This window comes from Tardiphaga sp. 619_E2_N8_4, from assembly GCF_051810905.1.
GTDB classification, from domain to species: Bacteria; Pseudomonadota; Alphaproteobacteria; order Rhizobiales; family Xanthobacteraceae; genus Tardiphaga; species Tardiphaga robiniae.
In genome coordinates this window covers 4,023,037-4,039,049 of the sequence record NZ_JBPWQJ010000001.1, presented here as the reverse complement: position 1 = coordinate 4,039,049, position 16,013 = coordinate 4,023,037, and the positions used below count along the sequence as shown (strand labels likewise).

At 61.4% G+C, this 16,013-nt stretch carries 13 protein-coding genes; 7 read left to right on the top strand and 6 right to left on the bottom strand.

The window, feature by feature from the left end:
• Window positions 1–48 precede the first annotated feature (48 nt).
• The 3 genes from AB8A23_RS19395 to AB8A23_RS19385 all read right to left on the bottom strand — a co-directional run bounded on the left by AB8A23_RS19395 (window position 49) and on the right by AB8A23_RS19385 (window position 3,333).
• On the bottom strand, window positions 49–1,389 hold the full coding sequence (locus AB8A23_RS19395; RefSeq protein ID WP_439058510.1) for a dicarboxylate/amino acid:cation symporter: 1,341 nt from the start codon (window positions 1,387–1,389) through the stop codon (window positions 49–51).
• 118 nt (window positions 1,390–1,507) lie between these two features.
• Window positions 1,508–2,119: a biotin transporter BioY gene (locus AB8A23_RS19390; protein ID WP_439058511.1), complete on the bottom strand. Its 612-nt coding sequence runs from the start codon at window positions 2,117–2,119 to the stop codon at window positions 1,508–1,510.
• An 11-nt stretch (window positions 2,120–2,130) separates the two neighbouring features.
• Window positions 2,131–3,333 (bottom strand): pyridoxal phosphate-dependent aminotransferase, encoded by a 1,203-nt coding sequence (locus tag AB8A23_RS19385; protein ID WP_439058512.1) that lies wholly within the window; start codon window positions 3,331–3,333, stop codon window positions 2,131–2,133.
• Between the two features lie 114 nt (window positions 3,334–3,447).
• On the opposite strand from AB8A23_RS19385, the gene AB8A23_RS19380 reads away from it, so the two are divergent.
• The 4 genes from AB8A23_RS19380 to AB8A23_RS19365 all read left to right on the top strand — a co-directional run bounded on the left by AB8A23_RS19380 (window position 3,448) and on the right by AB8A23_RS19365 (window position 7,910).
• Window positions 3,448–4,860, top strand: a complete 1,413-nt coding sequence (locus tag AB8A23_RS19380; protein WP_439060493.1) for a M48 family metalloprotease — start codon at window positions 3,448–3,450, stop codon at window positions 4,858–4,860.
• Window positions 4,861–4,974: 114 nt separating this feature from the next.
• Complete coding sequence (locus tag AB8A23_RS19375; protein WP_184516964.1) at window positions 4,975–5,823, top strand: DUF3313 family protein; 849 nt, start codon at window positions 4,975–4,977, stop codon at window positions 5,821–5,823.
• A 105-nt stretch (window positions 5,824–5,928) separates the two neighbouring features.
• Complete coding sequence (locus tag AB8A23_RS19370) at window positions 5,929–6,654, top strand: response regulator (protein ID WP_089264118.1); 726 nt, start codon at window positions 5,929–5,931, stop codon at window positions 6,652–6,654.
• Entirely contained in the window at window positions 6,651–7,910 is a 1,260-nt protein-coding gene (locus AB8A23_RS19365) for an ATP-binding protein (protein WP_120289370.1), read from the top strand. The genes AB8A23_RS19370 and AB8A23_RS19365 overlap by 4 nt, the downstream gene beginning before the upstream one ends.
• A 240-nt stretch (window positions 7,911–8,150) precedes the next feature.
• On the opposite strand, the gene AB8A23_RS19360 is transcribed toward AB8A23_RS19365, so the two are convergent.
• Window positions 8,151–9,278: a patatin-like phospholipase family protein gene (locus AB8A23_RS19360; protein WP_439058513.1), complete on the bottom strand. Its 1,128-nt coding sequence runs from the start codon at window positions 9,276–9,278 to the stop codon at window positions 8,151–8,153.
• A gap of 111 nt (window positions 9,279–9,389) precedes the next feature.
• Window positions 9,390–10,607, bottom strand: coding sequence for an adenylate/guanylate cyclase domain-containing protein (locus tag AB8A23_RS19355; RefSeq protein WP_439058514.1), 1,218 nt, complete (start codon window positions 10,605–10,607; stop codon window positions 9,390–9,392).
• Window positions 10,608–10,712: 105 nt separating this feature from the next.
• Here AB8A23_RS19355 and AB8A23_RS19350 point away from each other — a divergent pair, with 105 nt between their 5' ends.
• The 3 genes from AB8A23_RS19350 (at window position 10,713) to AB8A23_RS19340 (ending at window position 13,976) form a co-directional block, all read left to right on the top strand.
• Window positions 10,713–11,972, top strand: coding sequence for a GGDEF domain-containing protein (locus AB8A23_RS19350; RefSeq protein WP_439058515.1), 1,260 nt, complete (start codon window positions 10,713–10,715; stop codon window positions 11,970–11,972).
• Between the two features lie 133 nt (window positions 11,973–12,105).
• Window positions 12,106–12,870 carry a DsbA family protein gene (locus AB8A23_RS19345; protein WP_439058516.1) on the top strand — a complete coding sequence of 255 codons (765 nt, stop codon included), beginning with the start codon at window positions 12,106–12,108 and terminating at the stop codon, window positions 12,868–12,870.
• A gap of 197 nt (window positions 12,871–13,067) precedes the next feature.
• A complete protein-coding gene (locus tag AB8A23_RS19340; protein WP_231080569.1) occupies window positions 13,068–13,976 on the top strand; it encodes a cation diffusion facilitator family transporter in 909 nt (302 codons plus the stop codon).
• A gap of 1 nt (window position 13,977) precedes the next feature.
• On the opposite strand, the gene AB8A23_RS19335 is transcribed toward AB8A23_RS19340, so the two are convergent.
• A complete protein-coding gene (locus AB8A23_RS19335; RefSeq protein WP_439058517.1) occupies window positions 13,978–16,002 on the bottom strand; it encodes a pyrroloquinoline quinone-dependent dehydrogenase in 2,025 nt (674 codons plus the stop codon).
• Between the last annotated feature and the right edge of the window lie 11 nt (window positions 16,003–16,013).

The window sequence follows — 16,013 nt, the reverse complement described above, 5'->3', positions numbered from 1 at the left end:
CGCCCGGCAAAACCGGGCGGCTTTTTTAGTGCTGCGATCTACTGCGGATCAGTCCGTGGTGATTGCCGTTTCGACATCCGATGGATCGATGGTCTTGTTGAGATTGGCGTGCATCGTGTCGTGATCAAGCTCGCCTTCCCACCACGACACGAACACCGTAGCAATGCCGTTGCCCGTGATGTTGGTAAGCGCGCGCACCTCGCTCATGAATTTGTCGATCGAGAACACGATCGCCATGCCGGGCACCAGACGCGGATCAACCACCGACAGCGTGGCTGCCAGCGTGATGAAGCCGGCGCCGGTGACGCCCGAAGCGCCCTTGGAGGTCAGCATCGCCACGATCAGGATAGTCACCTGCTGGCCGAACGACAGATCCACACCGAGCGCCTGGGCGATGAACAGCGTCGCCAGGGTCATGTAGATGTTGGTGCCGTCGAGGTTGAACGAATAGCCGGTCGGCACCACGAGGCCGACGACCGACTTCGAACAGCCCAGACGCTGCAGCTTCTCCATCAGCTGCGGCAACGCGCTTTCCGACGAAGAAGTGCCGAGCACGATCAAAAGCTCATCCTTGATGTAGACGATGAACTTGAAGATGTTGAAGCCGACGATGCGGGCAATGATGCCGAGCACGACCACCACGAACAGTGCTGCAGTCGCGTAGAACAGCACGATCAGGCTCAACAGGTTGGTGAGCGCCGCCGGGCCGAACTTGCCAATGGTGTAGGCCATCGCGCCGAATGCGCCGAGGGGGGCTGCCTTCATGACAATGGCGATCACGCCGAACACGGCATGCGACGTCTCATCAATCATGTCGCGCAACCTGTGGCCACGCTCGCCCAGCGCCATCAGCGCAAAACCGAACAGGATCGCGAACAACAGCACCTGCAGGATGTCGCCCTTGGCGAAGGCGCCAACGACACTGTCGGGAATGATGTTGAGCACGAAATCGACCGACTTCGTTGCTTCAGCCTGCTTGACGTAATTGGCGACTGCGCCTGCGCTACCTTCGGTCTTGGTCACCAGACCATGGCCGACCTGGAACAGGTTGCCCATCACAAGGCCGAGGATCAGCGCGAAGGTTGAGACGATCTCGAAATAGACCAGCGCCTTGATGCCGACGCGGCCAACCTTCTTGGCGTCCTGGATATGTGCAATGCCAGACACCACGGTACAGAAGATGATCGGCGCGATCACCATCTTGATCAGCTTGATGAAGCCGTCGCCGAGCGCCTTGATCCATTCATTGGTGGCGAACTGAGGCTCCAGCCACCCGACCAGCACACCGATCACGATGGCGATCAGCACCTGAATATAGAGAACCTTGTACCAGGGCTTTTTGGCCGGAGTAGCCGCTCCCGGACCCGCCGTTGCCGTTACCGCAGACATTCCGCTTCAACTCCCTGAGCATTTTTACTGCCGCGGTCATTAGTCACATGGGCGGCCTCTTGCAAGCCGCCACGCGGAATTACTTGGGCGATTAACGAACAAATATCGCGCCGAGCGTTCAGCGATACCGGCGATCAACCATTCCGCGCAGGACGGGCACTAGGATCGCGCCCAATGTGTTCTTCACTAATGCCCCCGCCAGGAACGGCATGACGCCGACCAACCAGGCTTTCTCGGCGCCGAGCTTCATACCGTAAGCCAGCCAGACAAAGCCCATGGCCATAATCACGATGTGGCCGATGGCCATGGCAACGAACAGGCGGACCATCGAGCGATCCCATCCGCGTTCGCTGAACCAGCCCGTGACGAACGCAGCAACGACGAAACCCGACAGGAAGCCGGCCGTCGCCCCTGTGAGCGGTTTGAGACCGCCAACGGGCCCGGCGAACACCGGCAATCCCAATGCACCGGCGGCGAGATAGGCGATGATCGTCAACGTGCCGAGGCGCCAGCCACAGACGGCGCCGATCATCAAAACGACCAGCGTCTGCAGGGTCATCGGCACATATGGCAGTGGCAGATTGATCTTCGCCGAAACCGCCAACAACGCGACTCCAAACGCCGCCAGCACCACGGCGCGCCGCAGGACGGCAAAACCTCTCCTGCGGCTTGGCCACCATACTCCGGCGATGGGGACACGACGCGCGTTCGCGGTGGATGCATCCGACAAGATGGGCTCCCTCACTTCGGGCCGCCCTGCCCGAGCCATTTGCTGATCCGCGCGACCGCCTCATGCATGTCCTCGGTCGAGCTCGCATACGAAAAGCGAATATAGGACTTGCCATGGATCGGATCGAAGTCGCTGCCGGGCGTTGTGGCCACATGTGCCTGTTCCAGCATCTGCTTGGCGAAATCGAAGCTGTCAGTGGTGAATTTCGACACGTCTGCATAGAGATAGAAGGCGCCATCGGCCGGCAGGAAGTCCGTGAGGCCGGCTTGCGGCAATCCTGCGGTCAGGATGCGGCGGTTCTCCTGATAGCCATGCTTGATGTCTTCCATCTGCGCATGACCGTCGAACGCAGCTTCTGCCGCAATCTGCGACAGCGTCGGCACCGAGATCGATAGGTTCTGCTGCAGCCGTTCCATGGACCGCACCAGCGGCTTGGGCACAACCATCCAGCCGACGCGCCAGCCGGTCATGCAGAAATATTTCGAGAACGAATTGATCACCAGCGCGTTCGGCGATAGCTCGGCCGCGGTCACTGCGGGAAATGCATAATCGAGACCGTGATAGATCTCGTCGGAGATGAAGCGAATGCCCGCATCATCTGCCGCGTGGATCAGGCTGGTGAGCGCTTCGCGCGACATCATGGTGCCCGTGGGATTGGCCGGGCTCGCGACCAGCACGCCCTTCAGCGGCTTTTCGCGATGCGCGGCGAGCAGATCCTCGGCGGTCAGGGCGTGGCGCTTGTCGGCATGGGTTTCGATCAGCACCGGCTCGCAGCCCAGCGCAGTCAGAATATGCCGATACGGCGGATAGCCAGGCACGGTGACGGCGACGCGGTCGCCGGGCTCGAACAGGGCCAGGAAGGACAGGATGAACGCGCCGGAGGAGCCGGTGGTCACCACGATCTGCTCCGGATCGACCGTGCAGCCATAGACGTCGCGATAATGCCTGGAGATCCGCGCACGCAGCGACGGGGTGCCAAGCGCAGCGGTATAATCGATCCGCCCGTGCGCCAGTGCAGCCTGTGCAGCCTCGATGGCCACCTTGGGCGCGGGCGCTGCCGGCTGTCCGACTTCCATGTGAATCACGTGCCCGCCAGCGGCCTCGATCCGCGCCGCAGCGGCCATCACATCCATCACCATGAACGGGGGAACGTTGCTGCGGCCGGAGGCTGCAAGAAGGCTGTGTGCCCGGGTTTTGAGGATCGTATCTGGCATGGAAATCTGCTATCTGCGCGGCGTTATGCACGTTACGGCATGGGAGCAACGCCGCGCTCCCGCCGCAATATTTGACTTGTTAGGGCTTATATCGAATCCGAACCTCGGCCAATGATGAAAGACCTGCAGCTGCAGCCTAAAAGGGCTGCATCTCGATTGTTCTCGAAGCTGACCACGCTGCTGACCGCGGCGACGCTGACGCTGACGCCAATGGCCGCCCAAGCGCAGCAAGGCGACGCTCCGCGCCTGCTGCGCGACGCCGAGATCGAACAGCTGCTGCGTGACTATACGCGCCCGATTCTGCGCGCCGCAGGCCTCGAAAAGCAAAACATCCAGGTCGTCATCATCAACAACGCCAGCTTCAATGCCTTTGTCGCTGACGGTCGCCGCATCTTCGTCAATCACGGCGCGCTGATGCAGTCACAGACGCCGAACCAGCTGATCGGCGTGCTCGCCCACGAAACCGGCCATCTCGCCGGCGGCCATCTGTCAAAGCTGCGCGAGCGCATGGCGCAGGCGCAGACCCAGATGATCGTGGCGATGCTGCTCGGCGTCGGCGCCATGGCGGCCGGAGCGCGCGGCGGCAACTCCAATGGTGCTGCCGGCAATATCGGCGCCGCAGCGGTCGCCGCGCCGCAAGCGATGATGATGAATACGATGCTGTCCTATCAGCGGCAGCAGGAAGAGAATGCCGACCGCGCCGGCGTCAAATTCCTGAACCAGACCGGCCAGTCGTCCAAGGGCATGTACGAGACGTTCCAGCGCTTCGGCACCGACAGCCTGTTCGCAGCACGCGGAAGCGACCCGTATATGATGTCGCATCCGATGCCCCGGGAGCGCGTTGCCGCCCTCGAGGAGCTTGCGAAGTCGAGTCCCTATTGGGACAAGAAGGACGATCCGGCGCTGATGCTGCGCCACGAGCTGATGCGCGCCAAGACCGCCGGTTTCATGGAGCAGCGTGACACGGTGCTGCGGCGCTATCCGCCATCCGACACCAGCCTGCCCGCGCAATATGCCCGTGCCATCGCCACCTATCGCCATGGCGATCTGCGCGTGGCTGTCGAGCAGATCGATGCGCTGATCAAGGCGCAGCCGAACAATCCATATTTCTACGAGTTACGCGGCCAGGCGCTGCTCGAAGGCGGCAAGCCCAATGAGGCGATTGCGCCGCTGCGCCGTGCGGTGCAGCTCTCCAACAACGCGCCACTGATCGAGATGATGCTCGGCCAGGCGCTCGTCGCCTCCGACAACAAGGCCTATACCGACGAGGCGATCCGCATCCTGCGCACTGCGGTGGCGCGCGAGAGTGAAGCGCCCGTCGGCTACATGCAGCTCGCCATGGCCTATGGCCGCAAGGGTGAACTCGCAGAGGCCGACTTGGCCTCGGCCCAGGCCGCCTTCCTTCGCGGCGACAACAAGACCGCCCGCGACCTTGCCTCGCGCGCCAAGGCGCGGTTTGCCGTGGGCACGCCCGGCTGGGTCAAGGCCGATGACATCATCGCCGCGAAAATGCCGGGCAAGAACTAGCGCGACTCCCTCTGCAATGTTCTGAAACAAATGGCGGCTGATCCGTAATCTTTCGCAATGTGGCTGACAATTTGTCTCCGTACGCAGTGTCCCTGACTATTGGGGGACATCTCTATGCGCGCGAACGCCATCAACCACGTGTTGAAACTGATATGCCTGCACGCTCTGACAGCAACTGTCGCTGGATGCGCCACGGCGCAGCTGGAGACATCAGGGTCTCTCGCCTCGTATAACGACCTCGCGCCGGCCGACGGCATCACTACCAAATCCAAGATGCGCGTCGACAAGGCCGGTGTCCTGGCGGCCAGGAGTGTCAGCATCATACCCACGTCCTTCTCTCATGCCGCATCTCGAGCCGCCCTCACCGACAAGCAACGTCGCGTCATCGCGAATGCTGTCGACCGTTCCGTCTGTATCGGACTGAGCGACCGCTTCAATGTGGTCCCATCCGGGCAACCCGCCGACCTCACGGTGCATGTCACCGTGACGCGTGTGACCGTCACCGATCCGAATGTCGCTGGGGCCGCCAAAGTTGCCTCCGCCGCACCTATGTTCATCAGTGCAGGCTTTCCCATCGTCGTGCCCAGAATCCCGTACGGCATGGGCGGCCTGTCGGTCGAGGCGGAAGCCCGCGACGTACAAGGCCAGCAGAAAGCGGCATTCGTCTGGGCCCGCGATGCCGACATGTTGACGAGCACACCGCGCGTTGCGGCATCCGGCGACGCCTACGATCTGGCGGGCGAGTTCGGCGCAGATTTCAGCAAGCTCCTCATTACCGGTGAAAATCCGTTCGACAAGAAGCTGTCCACGCCCAGTCTACAGCGCGTGAATTCGGCTTTTGGGGGGAAGCCTAAATACGCTGCCTGTGACGCCTTCGGGCGCACCGGCGTTTCCGCCTTCATCGGCGGGAAAATGGGAGCACCTCCCGAGTGGAACGACGACGCGATGCCGGTGACGGAATGACCGGACATGCATGACAGTGATTACCGTCCCTCCGCCCAAGACAGCTATGCTACGACATTAGCAGTCACGTTGAACGAACCACCGCCTGGAGCCGGATGCCGCCCAATGCAGACCATGTCTCACATCCTCATCGTCGATGACGATCTTGCCATACGAAAATTGCTGGGACGCTATCTGACCGAACAAGGCTACCGCGTATCCATCGCCTCCGACCAGCGAACGATGAAGGAAGCGCTGCAGACCAACGAGGTCAGCCTGATCGTTCTCGATGTCCTGCTCCCCGATGGGTCGGGGCTCGATATCTGCCGCGATCTTCGGCGGGAGGGCTCCGAGATACCCGTCATCCTGTTGACGGCGCTGAAGGAGGATGTCGACCGGATCATCGGCCTCGAAATCGGCGCGGACGACTATCTCGGCAAGCCGTTCAATCCGCGCGAATTGCTCGCCCGCATCCGCGCGGTGCTTCGTCGCAAGGTGACGCAGGACATCCAGCTCTCCCAGGTGCTCGAACATCACTTCGGCAGATTTAAACTCCATCCCGGCGCGCGGCAGTTGCTGGACGAAAACGGGCAGCCGTTCGATCTCACAACAGCCGAATTTGAACTCCTGCTGGTGCTCGTCAGACGGCCGGGTCGCCTGCTCTCGCGTGATCAGTTGATCGAACTGACGAACCGCAGCTCCGACGACGTATTCGATCGCTCGATCGACGTGTTGATGAGCCGGTTGCGCAAGAAGCTTGGCGACAATGATGATTTCCAGTTGATCAAAACCGTGCGCAACGGCGGTTACATTTTCTCGGCACGCGTTGAAACCATTGGCGCAGACACATGAACTCCATACGCATTCGATTTTCCTTGATGCTCGTGGGCTCGGTCCTTTGTGTGGTGATCCTGGCCAGCGCCGTGATGTCGCAAATGATACTCGGGCTGGTCGAAAAGGATTTTCGTGACGGATTGACGTCTCGCGTCGCTGCATTTTCCAACAGCATCACCTTTCGCGGAAACGATGCAGTCTTTCATCTTCAGCCGGCGCCCATCGAGGGAAAGCTTCTGGAAGCGCCGACCAAGCTTCTGCAGGAAGCATTTCAAAAATCGCAAGCCAATTTCGACATTTTCGTCAAGCAAACGCCGGATGGCCAACGATGGGCGTCCATCAAGATGGGCCCCGGCTGGCTGAGCTGGCCCATACGCGAGCACGCGCCGCCTCCTGAAGTGTGGTGGGGCCTCGCCGGCTGGATGGTACTGATCACGGTTGGCGTCATCGGGGTTGCTCTTACGGTCGCCCATCAGACGACGAACCAGCTTAAATTGCTGCAGAGCATGGCGATGTCCGTTGGTAAGGACGGCGTGCTGCCCGTGCTCAAAGAAGAAGGGTCTATCGAAATCAAGGCAACCGCTCAGGCACTGAACATGATGGGCGCAAGTCTCAAAAAAGCGATGGACAGCAAGATCAGACTTGTGGCTGCCGCGGGGCACGATTTGCGGACACCCATGACACGCATGCGTCTGCGCGCCGAATTTCTCAACGAACGAGAGCGTGAGGAGTGGCTGCATGACCTCGATGAAATGGACCACATTGCCGACAGCGCCATCCAGCTCGTTCGGGAAGAGACCGTCGGAAAAGGCACCGAACACGTCAGACTCGACGAACTCGTCGGGGACGTTTGCGCCGAACTCACCCTGATCAAGATGCGGGTGACAATTGCCGGACTCGATCACAGCAGCGTCAAGATCTCACCGCTCGCACTCAAGCGCGCCCTACGCAATCTCATCATCAATGCTGCGACCCATGGCGGCGGCGCCATCGTAAGCCTGAGAGTTCACGATCGCCGCGCTGTCGTCCTGATCGATGACAACGGTCCCGGCATTCCCGAACAATTCCTGGCAAGTGCCTTCGAACCGTTCTTTCGCGCCGATCCGGCCCGCCGCCAGTCAATCCCCGGCGCCGGGCTCGGCCTGGCCATCGCCAAGGAAATTGTCGAACGACAGGGAGGCACACTCGAAATCGAGAACCGGCAACCTCACGGGTTAAGGCAGACGCTTTCCATTGAGATCGATATCGCGAACGTATCATCGGTCGCAGCCTGAACGACGCGCTCGCCATGCGACCACACGGTGCCGCTGCAGACGATCGCTGAAGAACGATCCTTGGCAAGCAGCTCCTGTTCAGCCGGACCACAAGATCATCGCGATCCCGAAGACGAGCAACGGATAATACGCAACCTCCACGCTCAGGAACGCGATCTCTTTTGTGCGAGACCAAAGGCGCCGAACGGATATCCGTATTCGGGAGCGTTCCAAAGACGCTGTTGGAGCGATGCGACACATCTAGCTACCCTGCCCCCTCAACCCTTCCAGGTTGGATTGAAATCCACTCGCCGAACCGCCCTTGGCGCGACCGTAGGCATAGAGCTCTTTCATATAATCAGTATCGAAATTGGTTGGATCGCTCGTGGTAAGCTTGCCCGCGTCGATGGCCGTTGCTTTGAAATCCCAGTTGTTGCGTTTGCAGAAATCGTATGTCGCGATCATCGCATTGCGCGTATTGGCCTTCACCGAGGTCTGAAACGAGCGCGCCACGATCGGAAGCGTCAGATCCGATGTATAGGAGGCGTCGGGCGACAGCTTGCCGTTAACGATCACGAAGACCCGAGACTTCGTAGCCAGCGATCCAGCATGGGCCGTCAACACGCTTTCCGGCACAGCCAGAATATTCGACGTCACGCCGCCATCGACATGCATCTCGGAATACATGTTTCCGCTGGACTCGACGGCGATCAAGGCCGGCGGGAAAATCCCGGGAATAGCGGCCGACGCAGCGAGAACATTCCGGAAAAACTCATAGCGGCCAGGACTATCGCTGCTTGCGATCTCCCCCATATTCCAGAGCGTCGTCCCTTGGGTGTCGAGGTTCGTGGTGGCCACGATGAGCATCTTGCCCTTGCGATACCGTGCGCCGACCGCATCGATGATCCGATCATCGGCATATTTTGAGATGAGGTCTTTCATCGGTCCCGCCTTGAAGACGCCCGATCCAACAACGGCGTTGATCCCCGCGATACGCATCAGATTTTCAGTAGCGCCGCTGGTGAAGATCGTTTCGAGACGGCCGTCATAGCCCGGGCCGAGAAACGCAAATGGCGCAATCAGGGCGCCGACGCTGGAGCCAGTGACGATATCGAAATCGGGGCGCAGCCCGGAGTCGGACCAGCCTTTCAGGAATCCTGCGCCATAGGAGCCGTCAGCGCCGCCGCCGGACAAGGCAAGGATGGTGAGCGGTGCGGCACCGCGCCGCGATCCCGCGAAGATGCGATAGCCTTCGTCGGGCGATATCCTGGCCAACGGAATCTGCGGGATCGTCGCGCGCGCGCTTGCGATCAGCGGAGCGCGCGGCAGCGACGCACAGGCCGACAGCAGCAGCGCCGTGCAAATAATGGTAAGCGTCGCGCGAGACATCACGCGAGCTCTGCAACGATCAAAGTGAATCTTGAAAACTGGGCCATGCGGGTTTCCATGTCCGGAAACTCTTGCACGGTTGATTTGCCATTTGTTTGCGCGCTTATTTCATTATGTTTCGCGCGGCGGCTGCAATCCGAATGCGACAATTCCATCCACGCGTCCACGAATGGGAAGATGACCGAGTGCGCTGATCGTGAATGGCGGAGTCGAGGCAAAGCAATCCATCGCCGCCTTCGAGGCGACAAAACCGCCCTCTACACCACGACTGAGCTCTTCCAGCCGCGAGGCGGTGTTCATGACGTCGCCATTGAAGACAATCGCACGTTTGACGTCGCCGATTTCGCCGATGATCACCGGCCCGAAATGCAGGCTACCGCGAATGCGGGGCGCTGCGCCAAACTCACGTTCAAACTGCCCCGCTTTGCGTGCCAATTCGTCGCGCATGGCGATGAAGCAGCGCAACGGACGGCAATCGACCGCACCGTCCCGCTTCGTCCAGGTCACGATCATCTCGTCGCCGACATAGGCAAGTACCTCGCCGCGATAGTCGACGACCGGGAGCGATAGCAGGCGAAAGGTCCGATCGAGGAAACGGTGGATACCGACGCCACCGAGTTGCTCGGCCAGGCTGGTCGAGCCCGCAATATCCACGAACAGGACGAAACGCTCTTCCTCGACCGGCGTGTGATAGCGCCCGGTGAAGAAGTTCAACAACGCGCGTCCGCCGACGAGATTGGTGATTGCCAAAGCCAGATTGACGACGATGGAGACGACGACCGAATAGACCAGGCTGGACCAGAACGTATCCTCCGCGATCTCGACCGTCCGCCCGATCAGCACATCCGCAAGCCGAAACCATTGCACGGCCAAAATCACGACGGCGTAGAACGCGCTCTTGATCAGGAGGTTGGCGGTGAACGAGCGACCGCTCAGCCAGATCCGGATCGGACCATCGGCCACGATGATTTCGAAGCCGCCCAGAACCGTGCTGATCACCAATCCGATCACGAGCCCGGGCAGAATGGGCAGATCGTGGGTGGCACTGAACGCCACGCCGGCGGCGGCGCCAGCTGCGATAATCGTCGTGAGGACCCTCAGTTTCCGTTCAAACCTGGCGTTCATGGTCCCTCCCATCGGCACCGCCGACGGGAGGGGGTATATCAGATCGTCCGAGGGAGGGCTGGCACGGGCCGATGGCAAACGTTGCCCGCCTGCGGCGGCCTCACCGGGCCCTGCCGTGCACGCCGATATGATCTTCATCCTTTTACAACCACCCCAAGCTTCTCGCCGGCAGCGGTCAGGTTCCGTTAACGGAACTCGCTGCATTTAGTGAAAATGGATGCGCTCATCGCGTCCGGCGGGGAGACCAATGCAGCCATCGGAGCACGAAACCGCACACAGCGGCGTCACACGCACGTGGGACCGGCGGCAATGAGCACGACGACCATCTTCTGGTTCACGCTCGCCAACTTCCTGTCATCAGGTCTCGTCTGGGCCTATGTCGCACGCTGCTATCCGAACTTCGTCCCGGCCCGCTACTGGAGCGCCGCTTCACTGAGCGCGTCGATCGGCCCTGCTCTCGGCCTGCTGTTTCCCAATCCCGTCGGCCTGCTGTTCGCCGCGCAGATGACAGTTCTCGCTTACTGTCTGTCAGAGGTCGGTATCCGTCGCTTTTACGACAGGCCTACATCCTGGATCGCCACCGCCCTGGTAATTTCCGCGAGCCTAGCCGGATTCCTGTTCTTCAGACTGGTCATCGACGATTATGCGATGCGCGTTGTCGTCTACTCGCTGAGCCAGGGCGTTCCCGTGGCGCTGACGCTACCGCTGCTACTGTCGCGTGATCATCGGCGCAGCAATCACGGCGCACGGATGGCCGGCTACCTCTCGATTCTCTTGCTTGTTGCTTTTGCCTGCCGCGCGATTGCCGCGCTGCTTCATCTGGGCGGCAGCGAGACGACCATGGTGACGGTCGATGCGGTACAGGCCGGCTTCATGCTGGTGGCGGCATTCCTCGCCATGACATGGAATTACGGACTGCTGATGATGGCGATCGACCGCCTGCGTGGCGACGCAGCCGAACTGGCGCTGATCGACGATCTGACCGGCGCTGGCAATCGCCGCCGCCTGTTGCAGCGGATGGACGAGGAATGTGCGATGGCGCGGCGGACCGCACGCCCATACGCACTGCTGGCGATCGACCTCGACGGCTTCAAGGCGGTCAATGATGGCTTCGGTCACAGCGCCGGCGATGACTGCCTGAAGCAATTCGCCCAAGCGGCGCAAGATCAGTTGCGCCCCGGCGATACGCTGGCCCGATGCGGCGGCGACGAGTTCTGCATCGTGCTGCCCGACACCGACCTGCAGCAGGCCGGCGAGATCGCGCGGCGCGTGCTGGCAGCCTGCCCGCGACAAATTGGCAATGCCGGACACACAGTGAGAACCCTATCCGCCTCCATCGGCGTCGCGCAGTGGTCCCCCGACCTCATCGCTTCCCCCGAACGATTAATGGCGGCTGCCGATCACGCCCTGTATCAGGCCAAACACAGCGGCAAGAACCGGGTCGTGCTCTATGAGCCCGCACCACCGCTGGCACCGATCTTCGATGACGAGATCGGAAGCGCTCCCTTGCCGGCACCGCATGCCCTCACTGCAATGACCGGGCCGGATCACCACCATTCCGGCTTCTGAGACCTGCGGCGCCATGATGAATTGCGCGTGACCGCCTTCACAAATAACGCGTATTTCGCCCTCAAAATGCTAAGCAGCTTCCCGAATGACACGTGGCTTTCTGACTCGGCCTTTTCCAAAGGATAATTTGCCCATGCCTTCGTTCCGCCTTCTCGCCTCTGCCGCTGTGGCCCTCGCCCTGTGCGGCGCGCCTGCATCGGCGCAGACGTTCAATGACGCCCAGCGCGGCGAGATCCAGAAGATCATCAAGGACTACCTGATCACCCATCCGGAAATTCTCGAAGAGGTCTCGGCCGAGCTGACCAAGCGTCAGGCCCAGGCTGAAGCCGAGAAGCATCAGGCTGCGATCGCCGCGAATGCAAACACCATCTTCAACTCGCCACGCGGCGTCGTCGTCGGCAACAAGGATGGCGACGTCACCTTCGTCGAGTTCTTCGATTACAATTGCGGCTACTGCAAGCGCGCCATGGACGACATGGTCGGCATCATGAAGAATGATCCGAAGCTCAAGGTCGTGCTGAAGGAATTCCCGGTGCTCGGGCCCGGCTCGGTTGAAGCCGCCCAGGTTGCTGTCGCCGTGCGCATGCAGGACCCGACCGGCAAGAAGTATCTCGACTTCCACCAGAAGCTGTTGAGCGGCCGCGGCCAGGCCGACAAGGCCCGCGCCTTGGCAGCGGCCAAGGAAGCAGGTCTCGACGTCGCCAGACTGGAAAAGGACATGGCCAGCCCGGAAGTGCGCGCGACCATCGAAGAGAACTTCAAGCTCGCGGAATCCATGGGCATGAACGGCACGCCGAGCTACGTCATCGGCAAGCAGGTGATCATCGGTGCCGTCGGCGCAGACGCGCTGAAGGAGAAGATCAACCAGGCCCGCTGCGGCAAGGCGCTCTGTTCGTAAACCCAGACACCGCCAGGGTGATTCATACCATCGCCCGCGCCGTCCTGAACATCTCGGAAATATGACAAACCGGCTGCATCGCAGCCGGTTTTTTATTTATCTTGCGGTAGCGGTCAAAGCGGCTGAACGCCATCTGTGATAGGGTAACCTATCCCCAACGGTAAAAGGATGCAGCGGACACCCCGCCTAAGTTCCCAATGTTGACCGATACCAAACAGGAGCAGCGGCTCCTGAAGATTTCAATTTACGTCACGCTTCTCATTTCATTTGCCAGCATCGCTTTCGGGCTCGCCATCAGTTCGCGCGCCATCGCCTTCGACGGTTTTTACACGTTGATCGACGCAGCCATGACCGGCGTTGCATTGCTGACCGCAAGACTGATCAGCAGAGGCGAAGACGACCGCTTCCAGTATGGCTACTGGCACCTTGAACCGATCCTCGCGCTGATCAACGGCACGGTGCTCAGCTTCGCCTGCGCCTATGCCTTCATCGACGGCCTTAACGGGCTGATCACCGGCGGTCGCGCCATCGAATTCGGCCCCGGCGCTATCTTCGCTGCGGTGGCGGGTGCCATCAGCTTCGGCATGAGCATCTATATCCGCCGCTCGGCCGGCGAACACGGCTCGCAACTGCTCGACATCGATGCCCGTGCCTGGCTGATGGGCGGCGTCCTCAGTCTGGCGGTCTGCATCAGCTTCTTGCTCGGAGCGGTGATGGCGAAGACTCCGGCAGCGGCCTATGCACCGCTGGTCGATCCGCTGATCCTGCTGGTGGTTGCGATCTGCCTGCTGCCGTTTCCGCTTTCGACGATCTGGAATGCCGGCCGTGACATCCTGCAGGTCGCACCGAGCGATCTCGACGAGGAGGTTCGCGAGCTCGCGCAATCGATCGCGTACAAGCACGGCTTCAGCGATTGCAGCTCGCATGTGATGCGCTCCGGCCGCCAGCAATTCATCGAGATAGGACTGGTGGCACCGTCTGGCGAGATCAGCAAGACCTTCGCCGAACTCGACGCCATCCGCGCGGAGATTGCCCTGGCCATGGGCGGGCTCAGCCCCGGCTACTGGCTGACAGTGGACTTCACCGCTGACAAGCGCTGGGTTTAAGTCACACCCGCGCCTCGCGCCGAACACGCCAGGCTAGAACAAAAGCAAGAAACAGGACGAGCAAAGCGCCAAACGCGATCGCGCCGGCGCGAAGCCGGCCGCCGGGACGATCGATATAAAGCGAGCGCAGCGATGGCGCCTCTCCGTCGTGCGCAAGACGAAACGCCACGACGCTGTCGCCGATCGAGGTGCCTACTTCCGAATGACCGCCGGCGGCGATGACCACATACTGCTCTCCGCCGATGACGTAAGTCATGGGATTGGCGACGCCCGGCACCGGTAGCCGCCCCTGCCAGAGTTCGGCGCCGGTCTTCGCATCATACGCACGCAGGTAGGCGTCCATCGCGCCGGTGAAGATCACGCCGCCGCGTGTCGCCAGCAGACCATTGACCAGCGGCATGCCGGTGGCCAGGGCGAGGCCCAGTGGTGCGATATCCTCGCTGGTGCCGACCTTCGACTCCCACAGCACTTTGCCGGCCTTGAGGTCCACCGCGACCATCGCGCCCCAGGGCGGCTTGTTGCAAAGCATGCCGAGCGGCGACGTTACAAGCGCCCGCGTCATGGCAAAAGGCGCGCCGCGCTGCGCGCCGAAATCGGCACCGGCCGGCCGCCTGTAGTTCTGCGCCTCGGCGCGCGGGATCAGCGTCACCCGATGCACGGCGCGGCTCGTATTGGCATAGAGCACCTGCCGGACAGGATCGAAGGCAACACCGCCCCAGTTGACGCCGCCGCCGGTCATCGGAAACAGCAAGGTGCCGGCACCCGTCGCAGGTGGCGTGTAGAGGCCTTCGTTACGTCCATTGGCCAGTTCATCCCGGCACTTGCCGCGATCCCAGAATGTCACGCCGAACGCGTCATCCGGCGTTACCCGCTGCGGCACCAGTGTCGGAAGATGCGTCGGAAATGGCTGCGTCGGCGATAGCGCTTCGCCCTCGACACCGCCTTGCGGAACGGCCCTCTCCTCCACCGGCCAGATCGGCGCGCCGCTGGTGCGATCCAGCACGAACAGAAAGCCCTGCTTGGTGGCCTGGATCACGACGTCGCGCGGACCGCTTGCCAGATCGATACGGGCCAGCGTCGGCTGCGCCGGCACGTCGTAGTCCCAGACATCGTGATGCACGGTCTGGAACGACCAGACCAGTTCACCCGTGTCGATCTTCAGCGCAACGACCGAATTGGCATGCGCATTGTTACCGGGCCGCTTGCCACCCCAGAAATCCGGACTGGGTGACGACGTCGGCAAGAACAGTAATCCGCGTTCGTCATCCACCGACATCGGCGCCCAGACATTGGCATGCCCGGCTTCGATACCGTCATGGACCAGCGGATCCCACGACCATCGCGGCGCGCCGCTGCGCACATCGAACGCGCGGACGGTCCCCTTGGGCGCGCTCACACGCCGATTGTCCGCGAGTGCAGAACCGACCACGACGACGTCGCGCCCCACCACCGGCGGCGATGTGATCTGAAATTCACCGGGGCCATCAAGCGGCATTCCCGGGTCGAGCTTGACCTCACCCTGCGCGCCGAAGTCTGCACATGGCAGTCCGGTCGCGGCATCCAGCGCAATGATGCGAGCATCGTTGGTACCCATGAAGATGCGGCTGCGACAGGTAGCTCCAGATGCTGCGCGATCGTCACGCCAATAGGCTACGCCGCGGCACACCCATCGATTGGCCGGACGCACATCCGCTGCGACCCGCGCATCGAAACGCCACTTCTGCCGACCGCTAGCAGGATCGAGTGCAATCACCTCGTTGAATGGCGTACAGAAGACGAGGCTGTCTTCAACCAGGAGCGGCGTCGCCTCGAACTTGGTGCGCGCCATCTGCGCAGGTGTGCGACGCAGGAGATCGCCAGTCTGGAAGCGCCAAGCCTCGATCAGGCGGCTGACATTGTCGGAGGTGATCTGCTCAAGCGGCACAAAGCGAGAGCCACCAGGGTCGCCGCCCCAATGCTCCCATCCGAGCGCGGGCACAGCCGACAAGACTACCAGCGCCAGGATTCCTCCAATCCAATTCCTCATCGAAGCACAGC